This is a genomic window from Saccharibacter sp. 17.LH.SD (genome assembly GCF_009834805.1).
Taxonomy (GTDB): domain Bacteria; phylum Pseudomonadota; class Alphaproteobacteria; order Acetobacterales; family Acetobacteraceae; genus Saccharibacter.
Genome location: NZ_WVHO01000012.1, coordinates 177,024 through 197,793, shown reverse-complemented (window position 1 = coordinate 197,793; position 20,770 = coordinate 177,024). Strand labels below are relative to the sequence as shown.

15 protein-coding genes and 1 pseudogene are annotated in these 20,770 nt (G+C 48.5%); 9 read left to right on the top strand and 7 right to left on the bottom strand.

The genetic code is table 11. The features are described 5' to 3' along the window. Positions 1–9: 9 nt before the first annotated feature. The 6 genes from GS501_RS09475 (at position 10) to GS501_RS09450 (ending at position 10,131) form a co-directional block, all read left to right on the top strand. A complete protein-coding gene (locus GS501_RS09475) occupies positions 10–762 on the top strand; it encodes a gluconate 2-dehydrogenase subunit 3 family protein (RefSeq protein WP_237442509.1) in 753 nt (250 codons plus the stop codon). A 1-nt stretch (position 763) separates the two neighbouring features. Further along, the gene (locus GS501_RS09470) at positions 764–2,566 is read left to right on the top strand and encodes a GMC family oxidoreductase (protein ID WP_160831610.1); all 1,803 of its coding nucleotides are present in this window, start codon (positions 764–766) and stop codon (positions 2,564–2,566) included. Then, positions 2,563–3,912, top strand: coding sequence for a cytochrome c (locus GS501_RS09465; protein ID WP_160831609.1), 1,350 nt, complete (start codon positions 2,563–2,565; stop codon positions 3,910–3,912). The genes GS501_RS09470 and GS501_RS09465 overlap by 4 nt, the downstream gene beginning before the upstream one ends. A gap of 218 nt (positions 3,913–4,130) precedes the next feature. Next, on the top strand, positions 4,131–7,304 hold the full coding sequence (locus tag GS501_RS09460) for an efflux RND transporter permease subunit (RefSeq protein ID WP_160831608.1): 3,174 nt from the start codon (positions 4,131–4,133) through the stop codon (positions 7,302–7,304). Then, positions 7,304–8,503, top strand: a complete 1,200-nt coding sequence (locus tag GS501_RS09455; protein ID WP_160831607.1) for an efflux RND transporter periplasmic adaptor subunit — start codon at positions 7,304–7,306, stop codon at positions 8,501–8,503. Before GS501_RS09460 ends, GS501_RS09455 begins: the two co-directional genes overlap by 1 nt. Positions 8,504–8,505: 2 nt before the next feature. Continuing rightward, positions 8,506–10,131 (top strand): efflux transporter outer membrane subunit, encoded by a 1,626-nt coding sequence (locus GS501_RS09450; RefSeq protein ID WP_160831606.1) that lies wholly within the window; start codon positions 8,506–8,508, stop codon positions 10,129–10,131. A 197-nt stretch (positions 10,132–10,328) separates the two neighbouring features. On the opposite strand, the gene GS501_RS09445 is transcribed toward GS501_RS09450, so the two are convergent. Next, complete coding sequence (locus tag GS501_RS09445; protein WP_160831689.1) at positions 10,329–11,717, bottom strand: NAD-dependent succinate-semialdehyde dehydrogenase; 1,389 nt, start codon at positions 11,715–11,717, stop codon at positions 10,329–10,331. 101 nt (positions 11,718–11,818) lie between these two features. Then, a pseudogene (locus GS501_RS10175) lies at positions 11,819–12,883 on the bottom strand (iron-containing alcohol dehydrogenase). A gap of 231 nt (positions 12,884–13,114) precedes the next feature. On the opposite strand from GS501_RS10175, the gene GS501_RS09435 reads away from it, so the two are divergent. Next, entirely contained in the window at positions 13,115–14,416 is a 1,302-nt protein-coding gene (locus GS501_RS09435; protein WP_160831605.1) for an esterase family protein, read from the top strand. Positions 14,417–14,494: 78 nt separating this feature from the next. Here GS501_RS09435 and GS501_RS09430 read toward each other — a convergent pair whose 3' ends face one another. Both GS501_RS09430 and GS501_RS09425 read right to left on the bottom strand, forming a co-directional pair. Beyond that, positions 14,495–15,958: a mannitol dehydrogenase family protein gene (locus GS501_RS09430; RefSeq protein ID WP_160831604.1), complete on the bottom strand. Its 1,464-nt coding sequence runs from the start codon at positions 15,956–15,958 to the stop codon at positions 14,495–14,497. Between the two features lie 98 nt (positions 15,959–16,056). After that, entirely contained in the window at positions 16,057–16,722 is a 666-nt protein-coding gene (locus GS501_RS09425) for an HAD family phosphatase (RefSeq protein WP_160831688.1), read from the bottom strand. Positions 16,723–17,032: 310 nt separating this feature from the next. On the opposite strand from GS501_RS09425, the gene GS501_RS09420 reads away from it, so the two are divergent. Beyond that, complete coding sequence (locus GS501_RS09420) at positions 17,033–17,701, top strand: DUF421 domain-containing protein (RefSeq protein WP_160831603.1); 669 nt, start codon at positions 17,033–17,035, stop codon at positions 17,699–17,701. A gap of 21 nt (positions 17,702–17,722) precedes the next feature. Here GS501_RS09420 and GS501_RS09415 read toward each other — a convergent pair whose 3' ends face one another. Beyond that, complete coding sequence (locus tag GS501_RS09415; protein ID WP_160831602.1) at positions 17,723–18,637, bottom strand: LysR family transcriptional regulator; 915 nt, start codon at positions 18,635–18,637, stop codon at positions 17,723–17,725. Between the two features lie 106 nt (positions 18,638–18,743). Here GS501_RS09415 and GS501_RS09410 point away from each other — a divergent pair, with 106 nt between their 5' ends. Then, positions 18,744–19,448 carry a pirin family protein gene (locus GS501_RS09410; protein ID WP_160831601.1) on the top strand — a complete coding sequence of 235 codons (705 nt, stop codon included), beginning with the start codon at positions 18,744–18,746 and terminating at the stop codon, positions 19,446–19,448. A gap of 56 nt (positions 19,449–19,504) precedes the next feature. On the opposite strand, the gene GS501_RS09405 is transcribed toward GS501_RS09410, so the two are convergent. Both GS501_RS09405 and ssb read right to left on the bottom strand, forming a co-directional pair. Then, positions 19,505–20,122: a hypothetical protein gene (locus GS501_RS09405; protein WP_370517987.1), complete on the bottom strand. Its 618-nt coding sequence runs from the start codon at positions 20,120–20,122 to the stop codon at positions 19,505–19,507. 33 nt (positions 20,123–20,155) lie between these two features. After that, the gene (ssb, locus tag GS501_RS09400; RefSeq protein WP_160831687.1) at positions 20,156–20,677 is read right to left on the bottom strand and encodes a single-stranded DNA-binding protein; all 522 of its coding nucleotides are present in this window, start codon (positions 20,675–20,677) and stop codon (positions 20,156–20,158) included. Positions 20,678–20,770 lie beyond the last annotated feature (93 nt).

The window sequence follows — 20,770 nt, the reverse complement described above, 5'->3', positions numbered from 1 at the left end:
CCACGCATTATGACGCAAGAACGCGACGACCTTATGGGGCGTCATACGCACCGCGTACTGACCGATATCTTATCTCCTCGTCCCTCGCGTCGAGGCTTTCTACAAAAAGCAGCTGCTTTAAGTACAACCATTCTTTGGCCCTCCTCTCGAGGAGAAGCCCAAGCGCACACCGAAGCACCCTATACGCCTGTATTTTTCACACGTGACGAATATCGTCTCCTTGAACAAGCATGCGAATGCCTTCTCCCAGAAGATGAAAATGGCCCCGGCGCCCAAACCCTCAGAGTGGTTCCCTTCATCGACCACCAAATGCAAACTCCCTACGGGCATGGCGCCCGGTGGTATATGCATCCGCCTTTTCAATCTGGCCCCCCAGAATTAGGGTACCAACTGCCCTATAGCCCTCGTGAACTGTACCGAACGGCACTCCATTTTTTGGAGCATTATTGCCAAAAAACTTATCAAAAAACCTTTATCTCTCTATCGCGCGCTCAACAGGAAGATATTTTAACATTGCTTGAGCATAACACACTCACACTTGGTGATATTCCAGGGGTTGTCTTCTTCGAGCAGTTACGGTCCAACACATTGGAAGGTGCCTTTTCTGACCCGCTTTATGGCGGCAACCATCGTATGCAAGGATGGATCATGCTCGGCTTCCCTGGCGCACGAGCTGACTTTATGGACTGGATTAACCAACACGGGAAGGCCTACCCCTTCGGTCCCGTATCCATCCCCATTCCTCACACTGAGCGCGGCTGATATGACGTCTTCATCCCCGAATATACCTCCAAGCCATACAGACGTCCTTATTGTTGGTGCCGGTTGGGCTGGCAGCATTATGGCCAAAGAACTGACTGAAGCAGGCCTTTCGGTCACGATTTTAGAGCGTGGTCATGAGCACAAAACTGCTGTCGAAGGAGCTTATCCTGATTCTATTGATGAGCTCCGCGGCAGTGTTCGTAAAAGACTCTTTCAAGACCTGTCTCGAAACTCGCTGACCATCCGCCACACGCTCAATCAGACAGCGCTCCCTTACCGCCAACTCTCCGCTTTTCTTCCAGGAGAAGGCGTAGGAGGAGCCGGTCTCCATTGGTCTGGATGCCAGTTTCGCGCCACAAAAGATGACCTACGCCTCCGCAGTGTAACGATTGAACGCTATGGTCACCGCTTTATTCCTGAAGACATGCACTTACAAGATTATGGTGTTACGTATGAAGAATTAGAGCCTTACTTTGATAAAGCCGAAAAAATTTTTGGTACCTCTGGTGAAGCTCACAGCGTCAACAAACACATTACTGGAAAAGGCAACGTCTTCGCCCCTGATCGTTCCGATCATTTTCCACTCCCTCCTCTGGCCGATACGTTCTCAGGTGAAAAATTTCGCCAGGCATGCTCGGACGTTGGTTTCCATCCTTACAGCATTCCCGCAGCGAATGCGTCGCAGCCCTACACAAACCCCTATGGCTGCCAGATGGGACCTTGTAATTTCTGTGGTTATTGTAGTGGATACGATTGTTATTTGTATTCTAAAGCGTCACCCAATGTGAATATCCTCCCCGCATTAAGGCCTCACCCTCGCTTTACTCTGATTACAGAAGCCCAAGTGCTTCGTATTAACCTGACAAAAGACCGTAAGCACGCAACGGGAGCAACTTATATTGACCTTAATACTCAACAAGAAAACACCATTTCAGCAGATCTTGTTATCCTAAGTGCCTTTCAACTTTATAACGTTCATCTCATGCTGCTCTCTGGGATTGGTCAACCTTACGACCCTGCAAAACAAACAGGTACGGTAGGGCGGAACTTCTTTTACCAAACCATTACATCATCCCGAATTTGGCTCCCTAAGAACCAATACACCAATCAATTCATTGGTGCTGGCGGTGCTGGTGTGGCGATTGATGATTTTAATCACCCTGGGTTTGACCGCGGACCCTTAGGGTTCATTGGCGGGTCTCCTATATGGGTGAACCAAGCAGGCATAAAACCCATCGCGGCAGCAACCGCTGGTGGTGGTAAAAATCGACCGCGTTGGGGCAGCACCTATAAACACGACATGATTGAGACCTATAAGCACTCACTCTCTATTGATGCCCATGGTAGCAATATGACCTACCGTGATACGTATCTTGATCTCGATCCCACATGGAAAAATGTTTACGGCCAACCCCTCTTACGGATGACATTTACGTGGAAAGAAAACGACATCCGGATGAATCGCTATATCGTTGAGCAATTAAAACCTATCGCACACGCAATGGGTGCTACACGTGCTGACTTTAATATGCTTGAACCCGGCCAACTTTTTGACAGTCGCTTTTACCAAACAACCCATTTGGGCGGTGGAGCCGTGATGGGCGATAACCCACAAACAAGTGCTCTCAACCGCTACTTACAAAGTTGGGATGTCTCAAACGTTTTTGTTATTGGTTCAAATGCTTTCCCTCAAGGAATGGGCTACAATCCGACAGGACTTGTTGCTGCACTAGCCTATTGGTCTGCGCACCATATTCGCACCCGATATCTTTCTTCTCCTGGACCTCTCGTTCCTGCCTTATGACAATACGTATCTCCTCTCTCTTTAATGCTCTTCTTGTAACAACATCCTGCATTCTAGGAGGAGAGATTGCGACGGCGCATGCCACGTCAACACCGAACCAGGAAATCCCTTCTTCACTCATAGAGCAAGGTCATTACCAAGCTGTTCTTGGTGATTGCATGGCCTGCCATAGCGCCCCAGGGCGACCGACTTATAGCGGCGGCTTCCCCTTCCCTCTGCCTATCGGCACCATCTATTCTACAAATATCACCCCAGATCCCGAGCATGGGATTGGTACCTATTCAGAGGCAGATTTCGCACGCGCTGTAAGGCAGGGTATTCGTAAAGACGGCAGCACGCTTTACCCTGCGATGCCTTTTCCATCATACGCGCGTTTAAGCGATGCAGATATTCACGCCCTCTATGTCTATTTCCATAATGGCGTGAAACCCCAGGCTATTGCCCCACCTGAGAATAAAATCATGTGGCCGCTCTCGATGCGGTGGCCTTTGATTATATGGCGGTGGCTTTTTGCCCCCAATGTACAAAAGGCTCAACAACGAACAGCTGCTGAGTTTTCAGACCCCGTCTTAGCGCGCGGTGCCTACTTAGTCGAAGGAGCCGGGCATTGCGGTGCCTGCCATACGCCACGTGGAATCACTATGGCAGAAAAAGCCCAAACCGCGCAGGATGGTAACGCCTTTCTTGCTGGTGGAAGCGTTGTCGAAGGATGGTTTATTCCCTCTTTACGTCAAGAAAACCGTACAGGGCTGGGACGTTGGAGCGAGCAGGATATTGTTGATTTCTTAAAAACAGGGCGTGCACCAACAGGAGCAAGCTTCGGTGGAATGACACCTGTCGTTGAGCACAGTACCCATGGTTATTCCGACTCAGATTTACACGCTATTGCCCGTTTTCTCCATCAACTCACCCCTGCTGACCCTCATGAACAACCGTGGCAATATTCTCCTCAAACAGCCTCAGCCCTCCAACATGCAGACCTCTCAGCACGTGGGGCCCAAGTTTATATTGACCGCTGTGCGGCATGCCATCGTACGGACGGCCATGGTTATGGCACTGTCTTCCCACCACTCGCAGGGAATCCTGTTGTGATGACAGCTGATCCCAGTTCGGTCGTGCACATCGTGCAAAGTGGTGCCACCATACAGCCGCTCCCCACCTCGGTATCGGCTTTTACAATGCCCAGCTTTGGGAAGACATTAAGCGACCGTGAGATCGCAGATGTTGTGAGTTTTATTCGCCAAGCCTGGGGGAATCAGGCAGCCCCCGTCAGTGAGCAAAAAGTTAAACAGTTACGCGAGACGATGCCCGAATCCACCCCTCCTTCAAAATTGCCTAAAAATTAAATATCTTTAAGGATTTAGGTGAATACCCCGTAATATAAAATTACTATTACGCTTAACAAAATTCCAACCACTCTCTAAAAACTGCTTTTTCCTCGAGTATAAAAAATTAATTTCTAGTAATTATTTACATAAACGATGATTTAATACGTTTTTTGAACGTTATTCCCTAAATTGGCCACACTGTTTCTAGCTCCAAAACCACTGGAACATGCGCCAACATGAATGCCATTGTCATAACCGCACTAAGGCGACCGCTGACCTTCGTGGTCCTGTCGATCTTGATTTTAATGTTCGGTATCATGTCTGTCTTCAAAACACCGACAGATGTGTTCCCCAACATCAAAATTCCGGTCGTTGCCGTCGTCTGGACCTACGGTGGGATGCTCCCTGAGGAGTTTGCCGGCCGTATTATCTATAACTACGAGCTTATGGTCACCTCAACAGTTGAGGGGATCGAGCATATGGAGTCCAACTCCTATTATGGCCGAGGGATCGTTACGATCTTCTTTCAGCCTGGCTCGGAAATTGGTGAAGCGGAAGCCGAAGTTACCGCTATCTCCCAAACCGTGATCAAACAGCTCCCTGTTAACATTCCCTCTCCGATGATTATGCGTCTGGACGCATCATCAGTTCCTGTGATTTCGCTTCAAATTACATCAGATAAACAAACACCTTCGGACCTTTATAAGCTTGCTATGATCCGTGTACGACCGCTTCTCGTGACGGTCAGTGGATCTGTTGTCCCTCATCCTTATGGTGGGATGGACAGCTTTGTCATGGTTACTCTCAACCAAAAACAACTCCGCGCGCACCACCTCTCAGCAATGGACGTGCAAAATGCAATGCATGACCAGAATATCGTATTGCCCGCTGGGGATCAGAAAATTGATGCTGTAGATTGGATGGTTCAAACCAACGCTACTCCCAAGACGATGAAAGCCTTAGGGGATATTCCTGTCAAACGCGTTGGTAATGCTGTTATTTATGTTCATGATGTCGCCGATGTTTATCGTGGCGGACATCCTCAAACCAACCTTGTTCTCGTTAAAGGACGCCAGGGGGTAGAGGTCGTCACCATGAAAAGTGGTGATGCTTCCACACTGGATGTCGTTGCCGGTGTGAAGCAAATGCTTCCACGTCTGCGCGCCGTTCTCCCAAGCGATGTCAAAGTCAGCATCCTGTCTGATGCCTCAACATTCGTGAAAGATGCCATTCGTGACGTTGTCCGCGAGATGGTCACAGCGGCACTTCTCACCGGTGTTGTCGTACTGCTCTTTCTGGGATCTTGGCGTTCCACCATCATCATCGCAACCTCCATCCCGCTGGCCATCCTATGCTCTGTCATCGGGCTTGGTTGGGCTGGACAATCCATCAATGTCATGACCCTCGGTGGTTTAGCTCTCGCCGTTGGTATTCTCGTTGATGATGCGACCGTGATGATCGAGAATATCGATACCCATCTCGAAATGGGTAAAGACCTCGAGACAGCCATTATTGATGCTGCCAACCAAATCGTCACCGCAACCTTTGTCTCAACGACCTGCATCTGCATTGTTTGGTTGCCACTCTTTGAGTTGGATGGCGTTGCTGGCTTCCTTTTCCGCCCCATGGCAGAAGCCATTATCTTCGCCATGATCGCCTCCTTCATTTTGTCACGAACCCTCGTGCCAACCATGGCAAAATATCTGCTTGCCGCACATGGACATCACGAAGAAGGACATGTTGAAGAAAAACCTCGCCAAGGTATGATGGGCTTCTTCATTCGTTTCCAAAAGAGCTTCGACCAAAAATTCAATACGTTCCGTGACTCATACCACGAATTCCTCAAGCGCTGTGTCGCTCGACGCAATCTCTTTGTTGGTGTTTTCCTCGGATTGTCTGTTCTTTCTTTTGGGCTGTATTTCATCGCTGGACGTGACTTCTTCCCAGAAACAAAGTCGGGCGCCATGCAAATGCATCTTCGTGCCCCTTTAGGAACACGTATTGAGGTAGCTGGTCGTATTGCTGCCTTGGTCTCTGACCGTATTCATCATGATCTCCCTGGAAAGGTCGATGAAATTGTCAGTAACTGCGGCCTACCAGAAGGACCTCATAACCAGGCCTTTATCCCAACGCCTTCCATCGGCACGCAGGATTGTGACCTGACAATTACTCTAAAAGACGAAGCATCCCCTGTCTGGGACTACCGCTCCCTTTTACGTAAGGATCTTTCCGCACGTTTCCCTGGAACGGTCTTCACCTTCCAACCTGCTGACCTGACGGCTAAGATTTTGAACTTTGGCTCTCCAGCCCCAGTAGATGTGCAAATCAATGGTCCTGACATTGGGGCAAACTATGATTATGCACGCAAAATTGTCGGACGCTTACGCCACATCCCAGGCGCGGTAGACGTCGTCATTCAACAAACGATGAAGACCCCAACCTTAATGATTAAAGGCAACCGTACCTTCAGTCAGGCAACGGGTCTTACGGAAGCTGATCTAGCCAATAACCAGCTGATGACGCTTTCTGGATCGAGCACGGTAGATCCACAATTCTGGTTAGACCCTAAAGATAACGTGACCTTCCCACTCAATACTTACGTATCACAGGATCAGCTGACCCATCTGAATGATCTACTCACCGTCCCTGTCGACAAGGGCGATGGGAACCCAACAGGAAAAGGTGATCAATTACTCGGAAGTATTAGCAGAGTTGTTCCTACCGGAACGCCTGGTGAGGTGTCTCACTTCAACTCAATGCCAGAAGTGGATATTTACGTTTCCGCCGAGGGAACTGACCTAGGCTCTGTACTCAGTGCAACAAAAAATGTTTTGCACGATACCCAGAACCTTCTTCCTAAAACTGCTGCGACAGATGTACACGGTGCGGCCGTCACCATGTATGGGGCCTATACCCAGCTCATTTTCGGGCTTCTCGTCTCCATTGTGCTCATTTACCTGCTCATTGTTGTAAACTTCCAATCTTGGTTGGACCCCTTCATCATTATTACTGCCCTTCCAGGAGCTCTGGCTGGGATTGCTTGGGCCCTCTTCCTGACCCAAACGCGTCTTTCAGTCCCAGCTTTGACCGGCGCTATTATGTGCATGGGAACCGCCACAGCAAACTCCATCCTCGTTGTTTCCTTTGCACGTGAGCGTATGGAGATTCATGGGGATGCGCTCAAAGCCGCTATTGAGGCTGGCTATGGCCGTATCCGCCCCGTTCTCATGACGGCACTCGCCATGGTTGTTGGGATGATTCCTATGGCAACCTCTAACTCGACCAATGCTCCATTGGGGCGAGCTGTTATCGGCGGACTGCTGATCGCCACCGTATCCACCTTGCTCTTTGTCCCTTGCGTTTATGCAATCATCCATAACCGCTTTTCGCGTCATGAGGAGACTGTCTAATGGCTTTCTCAACCCACAAACGTAATGTTCTTATTGGCGCAGGCGTCTGCGTACTCGGCCTCTATGTCGGGAGCATTGTTGTCGGAAAAATTCATCATGCCTCTACGCTTTCAGCATTAGCTGAAGAAAGCTCTGTGCCTGATGTCTCCGTCATCACGCCACATCGTGCAAAATCTAAAGTAGAGCTCACATTACCAGGCACAATCGATGCCTGGTACCAGGCGCCGATCTACCCTCAGGTCTCTGGTTATGTGAAAATGTGGTATAAGGATTACGGGGCCATCGTCCATCAAGGTGATGTCTTGGCTGAAATTAATGCCCCAGCCTTGGATGCTCAATATGCGCAAGCCAAAGCTGACCTCTCAGCCCAAATGGCGAAATATAACCTTACTGTTGTAACAGCCAATCGTTGGCGCGCTATGGGGCGGTCACAATCAGTCTCTGGTCAGTCCGTCTCTGTTGCTGTCGCCGATGAACAGGCAGCACAAGCTCGTATGCAAGCGGCTCAGCGCAATGTTGACCACTTTGCGGCTCTTGAGAAATTTAAACAAATCATCGCTCCCTTTGACGGTGTGGTCACCTCCCGCTCGATCAACGTTGGCGATTATGTGAATGATGGTGGTGGTGAGAAAAGCGCAACAGGCGGAGCCTCTGAGCTCTTCACGGTTGCCGATACCCATCGGCTCCGTCTCTTTGTCTCCATTCCTGAAGTCTTCTCCTATATCCTTCAAGATGGCCTTGAAGCACAGGTCAGTGTGCCCCAATACGCTGGACAAAACTTCACAGCCAAATATCTCACAACCTCACGTGGGTATGACCCCAATACACGTACTGCTGTGGCCGAGTTCACCATGGACAATGATGACCAACGTCTATGGCCAGGGACCTTTGCTTCCGTCGCCCTTAAAGCCCACAACACATCCGAGCATCAGCTAGAAGTGCCAACCGGTACCTTGGTCTTCCAAGAAAAAGGAATGCAAGTCGCTGTTGTTGATGACCATGACCATGTTCATTTCAAAAATGTACAAATTGGCCGTATGGCCGATAGCTCAACAGAAATAGAGGATGGAATTAGCATTAATGACCGTATCATTAATAACCCGCCTTCGGATTTGCTCGAAAATGACCCTGTTCACGTCGTAAAACCTGCCCGTGGGTATAACCAGAGCGGTTGGCAAGAATCAGGAGATGAGGACTAACCATGGCGACCACGAAACGCTTTGCTTATCGAAGCGCCCTTCGCGGCAGCGCTTTTCTTGCGTTGATTAGCCTAGGTGCGTGCGATCTTGCTCCAACCTATCATGCTCCTCATTTCATCGTCCCTGATAGCTGGCATGGGCAAGCACCTTTTGCCCCAGCCACACCCGCTGACAACGTTTTACCAACGGATTGGTGGACACTTTTTCATGATCCACTCCTCAACCGTTTAGAAGAGCGCGCCACAGCTGAAAATGCTGACCTTCAAGCAGCGGGAGAGCGCTTCTTACAGGCACGCTCAATGGTAGCGCGTGCTCGTGCAGACCTGCTCCCTCATCTAAGTTTGGAAGCCGGTGGATCAGACAATAAGCAATCAGCCGACCGACTTTTCCGTAATGGCGCGACATTGGTGCAAACTCAGGAAGAATATGCTGGGCTCGCCTCATGGGAGCCTGATATTTGGTCCGCCATCCGCAATCGCGTCCGTATCAACCGCCAGGCAGCACAAGAAAGTGCTGCCAATTACGCTATGGCGCGCTTGAGCCTACAAGCTGAATTGGCGAGCGAGTATATTCAGCTTCGCGGATATGACGCCCAGATTGCGATCTATAATCAATCCATTGCCTATTACCAACGCGCTCTTCAGATCACCAAGAACCAGCTAAAATATCAAGCTGCCCCTCGTTTAGATTTAGCTCGTGCAGAGTCACAGCTTTATTCAACTCAAGCTGCCCTATACGATATTCAAGCAGCGCGACAGGTCACAGAACATGCTTTGGCTGTGCTAACCAACAGTTCACCATCAACATTCCAAATTAATCCTGTTTCAGCTCTTGATTTCAAACAACCCTCAGTCCCTGTGGGGATTCCTTCCGCGCTGCTCCAACGGCGCCCTGATATTGCCAGTGCCGAACGACGGATGGCACAAGCAAACCGCGCCATCGGTATTGCACGCGCTGCCTTCTATCCGCATTTCTCTCTCAACGCTGACGGTGGATTTGAAGCCAACGGATTTAAACTCGCAAACCTCGCAAATTCACTCTGGACTTATGGTGGTCGTATGAATATCCCCCTCTTTGATGGGGGACTACGACGTGCGGAACTCCAACGCAGTTGGTCTGCTTACCGTGAAATGCGCGATAGTTACCGTTCAACAGTTCTCTCTGCATTTAAAGAGGTGGAAGATGGTTTATCTCGCACAAACCGATTAGAGCTTGAAAACCAGGCTCTCGAAAAAACCGTTGAAGCCAATCTCGATTCCCAGAATATGACCATGACCCTCTATCAAGGTGGCGTTGGTACCTATCTGGAAGCAATCGTCAGTCAGGTGAACACGCTTCACTCTCGTATTTCACAAGTGGAGGTCGCGACGAGACTTTACCAGGCTGATGTTGCTCTCATTCGTAGTCTTGGCGGAGGATGGGATGCGAAATCACTCCCCACAATGGAACAAACCCTTTCTGTGGGTGCCTTCCAATATGACAATCTCCATCATCCTAAACAGGTTGGCGATGTCCATTTCTCTGAACATCCAGAGAAATCAGAAGACCTTACAACCCCTGCACCCGACATTGCTGGACGTGGCACTGGTGCTGCATTACGTCCCCTCCCTATGGGGGCCCTCCATTAAAATAACCTAGAAAATCTCCTTTGAAAAAAGGCCTTTCATTGTTGAATGAAAGGCCTTTTTTATACCGACAATAAACACGCTTTCTCCCACCACTCCTAAATACCTCCCAACCAATAATCGTTGTTGAACAAAAAAGGGGCCTACTTCCATGAAGTAAGCCCCCAGCTCTAAACTAGAGCAGTTGCGGCCCTATTCACTTAGAGAGGTGCATCGATATCAACAACGTTGATGACCTTGTGATTCACGAATTCTTTGATTCCTAAACCAACAAGCTCACGCCCAAAGCCAGAGCGTTTAACCCCACCGAATGGCTGATCTGCTTTTGGAATCAATGGATGGTTAATAAATACCATTCCCGTGCGGATACGAGCTGCTACGCGTTTGCCTCGCTCTTCATCTTTCGTGAAGACCGACCCTCCAAGTCCGTAAGGTGAATCATTAGCGATCCGCACTGCATCATCTTCATCTTTAGCACGATAAAGCTGCGTTACCGGCCCAAAGAACTCCCAATGGCGCGCTTCGGTATTCTCCAAATTTGTCAACAAAAGCGGCTGGAAGAAAGCACCTTTCTCTGGAACAGGCGCACCAATCACTTCAACCTTGGCTCCATGTGCCTGCGCATCTTTAACTTGTGCACGCAAGGTATCGGCCGCCCCTTGTGAGGAAAGCGGTGCTAACGTCGTTGCGGGATCTAATGGATCCCCTGCTTTCAACGCCGCAACCCCTTTTTTGTAAAGCTCTACAAAGCGATCATAAAGCGCATCCGCAACGATTAAACGCTTCGCAGACACACAAACCTGGCCTGCATTCCAATGGCGCCCAATAACGGCCCACTTAACAGATTTTTCTAAATCCGCATCATCAAGCACAACAAACGCATCTGAGCCACCGAGCTCCATTGTTGCTTTTTTAAGCGCTTTACCAGCCGTGGCTGCCACAATAGAACCTGCGCCCTCTGACCCGGTCAAAGCGACACCACAAACAGCCGGATGATTGAGAACCACTTCTGTATGATGTCGTGCCAAATAGAGGTTGCGGAACACGCCCTTCGGTGCCCCAGCCTCATGAAACAGTTCATCCATTAAAGCAGCACATTGAGGCAAGTTACTCGCATGCTTCAGCAGCACCACATTCCCCGCAGAAATCTGAGGCGCTGCAATACGGACAACCTGATAGAATGGGAAATTCCAAGGCTCAATGGCAAACACAATACCTTGAGGCTCATGAACCACCACGGGTTTACCATCCGAAGGATTAGCAACCTTCAATGGCTGTTCCCTCAGAAGTGCGGCCGCGTGCTTACCATAATACTCTAAAATTTCAGCCGACAGAATCACTTCTGCCTTAGCTTCGGCTAACGTCTTTCCCATCTCCAAGGTGGCAGTCCGTGCATATTTATCAATGTCACGACGCAAAATAGACGCCGCGTTATTAATAACCTTAGCACGCTCCTCAAAAGACGTTTCACGCCATTTTTCGTAGGCCGCGGCCCCCTCTTTTAAAGCCACCTGAACTTCTTGGTCAGTCGCTTCTGGAAATGTCTTCACCACTTCATTTGTGTATGGATTTGTAGATGCGTAAGTCATGGCGACCCCGTTGTCTTTCATGTTGTAACACGTCCTGCGCCAGTAGCTGCGCCCGCATCTGCATAGGACCCTACATATATAGGGGCCCATGGCATAAAATTTTAAGCTGCTGTCTTTAAAATTTTATGACTTTCCTCAAGAGTAATATCCTTATGTTCACCGAGCTGCAGCATACCATGCTGCTTCAACTGGCTTACAATGGCATCAATGCCTTCTTCTCCAATACCGTAAGCTGAAGACGGGTAGAAATCCCCACCCCCTCAAAAAATGCCTCTATCTTAGTAATAGCCGCTTCAATACGTTCTTCTTCAGAACCTTCTGTAAGATTTAGAACGCATTCAGCATATTGAAGAAGTTTCCCTCGCTTGCTGTCACGCCTTACGCGTAGCAGGGCTGGGTACGCGCATGATCAATATGGTACTTAGCCGTTATCTCATGACCAATCATATGCGTAGTCCAATCTTGTGGCACACCGGCGCCAATCAAACCATTTAAAGCCTGAGTAACAACCCACATCATATTCGCCCTCAAATCATAATCCTTAGGTTCTTCTGCAATCCTACCCCCCAATTTCAATGAGACTCAGCAAAAGCCCTTCTGAATAACGGTCTTGTACCATACCATGAGCAGGATACGTCATGTACTATTCCATGACATGCACAAATGAATCTACAACACCATTGACGACCTGACGCATCGGCAGACTGTACGTATACGTTGGGTCAAGCACGGCAAAACATGAGAATACATTCACATTACTAAAAGGCAACTTCTCTTCAGTTTCTTGACGAGAAATCACACCAACACAATTCATCTCTGAGCCAAATGCAGGGAGCGTCGCAACAACACACCTAGCGGCAACGCTTCTGTCACTGTTGCACCATTCTTCTCAAGAATTTCCCACGGATCCCCTTCATAAAGGACAGCGGCTGCAACTCGGAACGAACAACATCGACCGCCTTCATCAAAGTTTCATAAGCTGGATTGGCTTCAATCCCACCAAATTCTTAAAAAAAATGTGATCCAAGAGCTTTACGTATTTCAGGCAAGGTCCCGCTCTTTTCTGCACTTTTACCACCATAAAATACAAGAACCTTTGCACCATCAGGAAGCTGTCCCTTTAACTGATCGGCAGCGCTACGATCCTCTACATATGCTTTTATCATAACATCCCTAGATATTTTTTGTATTAATTTTTAAATCTTTTAATAAACCACATCAATTTTACTTACAAACATCTAAATCAAACAATAAATATACACATTGCTACCAACGCTCTACTCTCACTGGTAAATAACATTAATCATGAAGCACAAAATTAAGATCATTTTGAAAGGATCTTTAAACTCAGCTAGCATGAATAAGGTCATTTTCAATTTATTCCCAATACGGACGCTATGAAACCTTTTCCATTATCCTGCATTCTTCTTTCTCTAGGAGGCTGTTTTTTTCCTCCGTTCCTCACTCCTGCCTCTGCTGGTGAAAAAACGGCGGACTGCCTACCCATACAAACGCTCTTACCACCAGCGCCTAACACAACTGATCCAAAAGCACCTTTTTTCATTGATACACGCGGGATAGATTTTTCTAGCCCCATGATGCCGCAACGCGACCCGCATAATCCAACCTACCCTGCGGCAACGGACCTCCCCGATACCCAGCTGCCTCCCATAAACAAAATGGGCAACTTCGTCCTTGGTCCCACACATCAATTGACGAAAGAATGGAACGAGGCACAAAACGGGCCTCATGGACGTGTCGTTTCCTTTACCCTCTCATCACAACAGAGCCATGGTTTTTCACCAGGCATTACGCGTGCTGAACCCGCATCCTGCCCTGAAGGATATGCTGATGCCCCTTACAGCGCCCCTGGAGATCCATCCCACCTTATTATTCCGCACACCAAAGAGAGTAATTGGACACGGTCAATTGATCTCTATATCCCGAGTTCTGTACCATATGACCGTCCTTTACCCTTCCTTATTTTTGGAGATGGCGGTGAAGATGGCATTTACCCAGGCCGAGATCTTTTTGCGATGGTTGATGTTCTGATCAAGCAACATCGTATCCCACCTATGGTCATTATTGGCGTCGGCGCCGGCGGTGGCGATGCACAGGGAAGCGAACGTGGACGAGAATATGACACAATGTCAGGTGCCTACGCTGATTGGGTTGAGCACGAAATACTCCCTCGTGTAGAAGAAGAAGGCCATATACAGCTCAGTCGTAACCCTGATGACCGCGCGACAATGGGATTTAGCTCAAGCGGCGCCGCTGCCTTCGCTATGGCATGGTTTAGACCCAATCTTTATCACCGCGTTCTCGCCTATTCACCCACACTTACAAACCAGCAGTGGCCACATAACGCCGAACTTCCTGGTGGAGCATGGCAACTTCACTCCCCTTGGGCTGGCTCTCCTAAAACGCACACTCTTCACTATGAGAGCGCTCTAATGCCCAATTCCCCTCATAAACCACTCCGTATTTGGTATGAGGTCGGCGACCAAGATCTTTTTTATCCTGTCCACGCAATGCCAGATGGGATGCATGACTGGGTTCTCGCCGGCGAGAATATGGCGCGCGTTCTCCAGAATAATCATTATAACTATCAATTTGTCTTCTCACGTAACGCAAACCACGTGGATGGCCCTACAATCGAGCAAACGCTTCCTGAAGCACTAGAATGGCTCTGGAAATAATAAAAAGGCCTCCCCAACAAGGGGAGGCCTTTCACCAGATGAACCAACCGTTCTGAACCCTAACGGCCACAAACCACCTCAGAGTGGCAGACTAGGTAAGATCCCTTTCTCGCGAATGTCTCGACGAGCAGTCGCGATCTCATCTTTGATCTCATCTGTCAGGAGATCACGCCAACTATCGAAGGCCGGAAGAGCAATAGACGCCTTAAAATCATCCGAGGCAGCAATCTTGAGCTCTTCCTCACTCAAAAATGGCTCCACAATTTCGTAAGACTGGCCATCCTCACGCTGTCCACGCAAAAACTCCAAAAGCAGCGCTAAGCAATAAACAACACGCGTACGATCACGGCCTTCCTCCAAAACGCTCCTTACCGTTTCCGTCCAAAAAACCTGCGCTTTAGATGTGGAATCTGACGCAATACGCGAAACATGATCCTTCATCGCCGGATTTGAAAAACGGCTTAGAATAGTCTCCCTATATTCATGCAAATCCAACCCATTAGGAGCTTTAAGCGTTGGGATCACATCACCATCAAGATGTTCATCAATGAGCTGAAGTACTTTTGGCTCAGAAAGAACCTGGTCGATGTAAGAGATACCTTGCATCATGCCAAGAGTACTTAACACCAGATGAGACGCATTCAGCATACGAATCTTAGCATGCTCATAATCGGCCACATCATCAGAGAACTGCACGCCCACTTTTTCTAAAGCTGGACGACCTGCCGCAAACTTATCTTCAACAACCCACTGCGTAAAATCTTCTGCCATTAATGGTTGCAGATCATCCAGCCCACTCTTCTTATTCAAATCAGCCGCAACATCTGCCGAGACCCCTGGCGTGATACGGTCTACCATCGCATTCGGGAAAGTGACGTTCTGCTCAATCCAACCGGCCAACTCAGCATCAAGAGCACGCGCGTAACCAACAAAAGCCTTACGCGATACATCACCATTTTTACGCAAGTTATCGCATGATAGAATCGTCAAGCCACCAACACCAGCCTCACGCCGACGCCGCAGCCCCTCAACAATATAACCAAAGACCGTCTTAGGGTGCTTCGGATCGGCTAAGTCAGCTTTTACAGCCGGTAAAGAAACGCGAAACTGTCCGGTTGTTTCATCAATGTTATAACCACCTTCCGTGATGGTTAAGGAAACAATCTTGGTATCCTTAGAAGCCAATAGAGCGAGAACTTTCTCCGATTCATGCGGCGCAAGCAGATAGTCCTGCAGAGCTCCAATCACCCGAACACGACGCTCACCATCAGCCGCTGTCTCTGTTAAGGAATACAAACCATGCTGATCTAGAAAATCTTTTGCTTTCTTCTCTGCTCGATCTCCTGCCCGTAAACCTACACCAACGATTCCCCAATGCTGCTCACCCGGCAACCCCATGGCACGTTCAATGTAATAAGCGAGATGCGCACGGAAGAAGTTACCTACACCAAAATGCACGATTCCAGGCGTCACATCCTGAAGAGAATAGGGTGGAGCCTGCACGTGAGACGGCAAAGACTTCAGACTTTCATGTGTCAGCATAGTGTCACCTTATAAGAACAAAGCAGTAAGGGGTAGGATCTCGACATCACACATTACCTTGCTTATCGGAAAGCAAGGTAATGTACGTAGAACCCCAATTAATGAGCAGCCTTTTGAGCTTGCATAATCTTTAACAGGAGCGGCACAAATTCATTCAAATGCGCAATACGCATTAACCCAGGCCAGGATGGAGCAGGCTTATTAAGGTCGCGTAGAAGAACACAGGCCATGCCTGCACGACGCGCTGCCTCGACACCAGCATCAGAATCCTCAAGAACAACACAGTTCTCAGGAGGAATTCCTTCCTGCTTAGCGGCATAAAGATAAATATCAGGACGTGGCTTAGGCATATTCAGATCACGGCCTGAATGAATACGCTCTTCTGGAAGATATTTATTAAGACCTGTGCTGGCAAATTTGGCTTCCATCTCAGCCATTGAGGAGTTAGACCCCACCCGGATCGGGAGCTTCACATCCTTAATGACATCCTGAAGCATCTTTTCAGCCCCGTCGACCTCTTTTGCCTTGGTGCGCATCATATCAACAATGCGCTTTTGCATTATCATGTCCCAATCAGCAGGCAATTCTTTACCTGTCTTCTCGGCGATCATCTCACCAATTTTCGCCAGCTCTCCGCCGCCGAACAGCTTATTGCCTTCTTCGTCTGAAATATTCCATCCGTAATGGCGCGCATCCTCTGACATGAGAGCCGTTGAAAGATGTTCTCCCCCAACAAGAACGCCATCACAATCAAAAATGATCATCCGCAACGCACCATTAGGTTGCACAGCAACTGGAGCCTCTTTCGGAATCGGGAAATTCGTATGTTCACTCATATGCGACTATCCTTCTGTAACTTTGGAGAGATCTAGATATGCTTGTCTTCTGACGGGAAGATAACAAGGCGAATGCCGCGCGTAATTCTTGAAATCTTCACATGCTACCATATACATTAGGCAGTAAGCTTAGGAAGAGTATATACAGACAATAAGGCAGAAAAACGGCCTTCTCCAATAAGCCACTCTATAATGGCGTGGTAATATCCTAAGAATCAAAAGACAGGAGTCAGTGACTATGTTCTATCTCTGGATGTTTATCAAACTGGTCACGGGCTTCGCCATCATTCTCGCGTACCTTAACATATCAGGACGTAGTCAATTCTCGCAAATGAACTCTATCGATCTTGTCGGGAACTTCATTCTTGGGGGACTCGTCGGTGGCGTTATTTATACCTCATCCATTCCATTTTATCGTTACGTACTCGCCCTTATCATTGGCATTTCCATTTTGTTAGCCATTAATTTCTTTTGCCGAAAATTCAATATATTCCGAAATGTTACTATCGGAAGACAAATACCTATTATCAAAAATAGACGGTTTATTATGGAAAATATACGCGACAAGAATAACAAAATTGATATGATCAACATTGCTTCACAGCTTAATCTCCAAGGAATTTATTCGTTTGGAGACGTTTACTACGCACAGGTAGAGCCAAATGGCTCTATTACAGCCATAACGGATAAAAACAAACTGCCATCGGTAATTGTCTATTACGATGGGAGCGTGCGTGATCAAGACCTTAAAGATATTGACAAAACAGAAGATGACCTTTTAGCCGATGTTAAATCTTTTGGTTTAAAAGATCTCGATCCCATTTTCATGGGAGTTTTTCACGATGGATGCTTCAGATACGTATGCAAAGACGGCTCTGTCCTGCCCCCTCACGTTGACAAGAGCTAACCACCTTTGGATGTCATAAAGCTATTCCCAACACGGTTTTTTAAAGTGGCTAACAAGCCACTCTATAAAGACCGAAACACGTGCAGGCCTCTGTGCATTGGGGGGCGTTAAGATATGAAGAGCCACAGAGTCAGACTGCCATTGCGGCATGATCTTTACCAACCTTCCAGCTTTGATGGCGCCATCTGCCATAAAAGCTGGAAGCAACCCCACTCCCTCGCCTTTTTCTAAGAAAGGAAGAAAAACGTCGGCATTATTGCTTACTATTCGGGGGCGTCGTGGTATAACCGTCGCAAGCTCTCCCTCTTCTGTATGCAACCGCAAACATGTAGGGGAGGCACCTACATGTTGATAAACGACACTCAAATGGTCTCCTAGGTCGCGTGGATGAGTCATTGCTCTATGGCGCTCAATCCATGTCGGACTTGCGACAAGAAAACGTGGCACTTTGCAAAGATGACGCATCTTCATAGAAGAATCGACCAATGCAGAGATCCGTAAGGCGAGGTCATATCCTTGCGCTACAAGATCAACAGAATGATCGCTAAAATCAACCTCGAGCGTAATGTGAGGATAGGCCTCCATAAATTCCGGCAATATCGGGGAAACATGCCGCAAACCGAAGGTTACAGGCATTGTAACACGCACACGCCCTCTTGGTGGTCCTGCTTCTTCCTGCAAGGCCTCTTCTGCGGCTCGTCCCTCCGCCAATAAGCGCGAAGCATATCCAAGGACACTTTGTCCAGCAGCTGTTAAGGACAACTGCCGCGACGTCCGTTGAAAAAGCGCAACCCCTAACGCTTCTTCTAAGCGCGACACAGCACGCGACACGGTGGGACGCGACAATCCTAAGTTTTGAGCCGCCTGTGCAAAAGAACCATATTGGGCAACCTGAGCGAAAATAGCCCACGCTTCAAAATCGGGAAGTCTGGGCACGGTACATTCCTGAACAGCTGTATTACTCTCGTGACTATAGCATAATCAGCCTCAAACTGTCATCTTCCTCGAAGCAGCACATCCTGCTCCGATAAAGGAGGATATTATGATTGAAGTTCGCCCATTCGCCAGTCTTGGTCATGCCAACCATGGATGGCTTGATACGGCACATCATTTTTCATTCGCAAATTATTTTGACCGCAATCGCATGGGCTGGGGAAATTTACGCGTTTGGAACGATGATCTTATCGCACCACAAACTGGTTTCCCAGCGCATCCACACGCTGATATGGAAATTATCACCTACGTGCGTAAAGGCGCTATTACCCATCGCGATAGTGTCGGGAACAAGGGCCGTACCGAAGCAGGCGATGTACAGGTTATGTCTGCTGGCACGGGCATTACACACAGTGAGTTTAACCTAGAGGATGAAGAGACACGTATCTTCCAAATCTGGATTCTCCCAGACCAACGTGGTCATCGTCCTTCATGGGGGGCACGCCCTTTCCCAAAAGAAACGCGTGAGGGTCAATTTGTTCCGCTCGCTTCTGGGTTCGCTGAAGATGCAGAAACAACGCTCCCCATCCGTGCACAAGGGCGCGTGCTAGGGAGTACACTCCGTGCAGGGCAGACCTTAACCTATACGCTTGCCCCCAATCGGAAGGCCTATCTTGTCCCTTCTACAGGGGAAATTGATATCAACGGTCATCACGTCAATGAGCGCGATGGTGTTGCTATTGAAAATGAAACAACCCTCACCATAACCGCACAAAAAGATTCAGAAATCATCATGGTAGAAACGGCTAACTAACCATGCCTAAAAAAGGGCGTCTCCCCAGCAGGAGACGCCCTTTCTCATCTAGATTCTCACCCAAAAAGCCAATCCCAGAAGCTTCCTTCTTCTTGTAGGCTTTCTTTACAGCCATCAAATTGCTGCTGGTAGAGAGAGGCACGCGCACCCACTTTACGCGCAACATTCACAAGCCACGCCTTAGATGCATAAGAACGATGACGATATCCCCCCCATCCTTCATGATAGGCAAGATATTGGTTTGTCGCATTTGTTACAGGGATACCGTTTACACGACGCGTTGTCGTAATATACCAATTCATAAAGTTAAGAGCATCGCCAAAGTCATCTCGGCTGGCACTTATGCCTAAACGACGCTCATAATCATGCCAGACCTCATCTTTAGCCTGAGCATAGCCGTACGCCGTCGTGACATATCCCCATGGAATAATCCAAAGGATATGAGTCCTACGTGTATGAACATTGCTACGAAAACTGGATTCCTGATTCATAATCGCCATCGGCACTGACGACGGAATATTCCACTTCGTCTCCTGACGCATAGCGATATGATACCATCCTCGTTTCTCACGGTAGATCGCGCACAGATCTCCTGGATGAGAAGGAGGCGCCGTCGCACATGCCGCTAAACTTGCCAACAGCACGACACTCAAGCACTGAGTTACCCAACGCACCCTTATCTCCATAGCCGCTACAGACCGCCTTACTTAGAACGGGATCTCGTCATCTAAACCATTATCTGCCGGGGCATCCCAACCACCACCGCCTTGAGAGCTGCTGCCACGATTCTGATTGTTATAGTTACCGCCAGATGAGGAAGAGGAAGAAGGACCATTATTCTCCTGGTATCCCCCCTCAAAACCGCCTTCCCCACTTCGCTGACTATCAATCAACACCAAATTGCCGCGGAAACGATCAATCGTCACTTCAGTGGTATAACGCTCCATCCCATCCTGGCCCGTCCACTTACGTGTTCGTAGCTCACCTTCGATATAAACCTTGCGGCCTTTACGGAGAAAACGCTCTGCAACATTCGCAATATTTTCATTAAAAATAACCACACGGTGCCACTCTGTGCGATCACGACGTTCACCCGTGGCACGATCATTCCACGTGTCGCTCGTCGCAATTGTTAGATTGACAATTTTTGCACCTGATTGGGTATTTCTAACTTCCGGGTCACGCCCAAGATTCCCAACCAGAATAACCTTATTAACGCTGCCCGCCATCCGCTTTACTTCCATTTTCTCAACAAGATTGCTTTCTAAGCTGATCCTAGCGCCCTCACAGCGTATGATCTACAGTCGTTCTACTCAATGAGA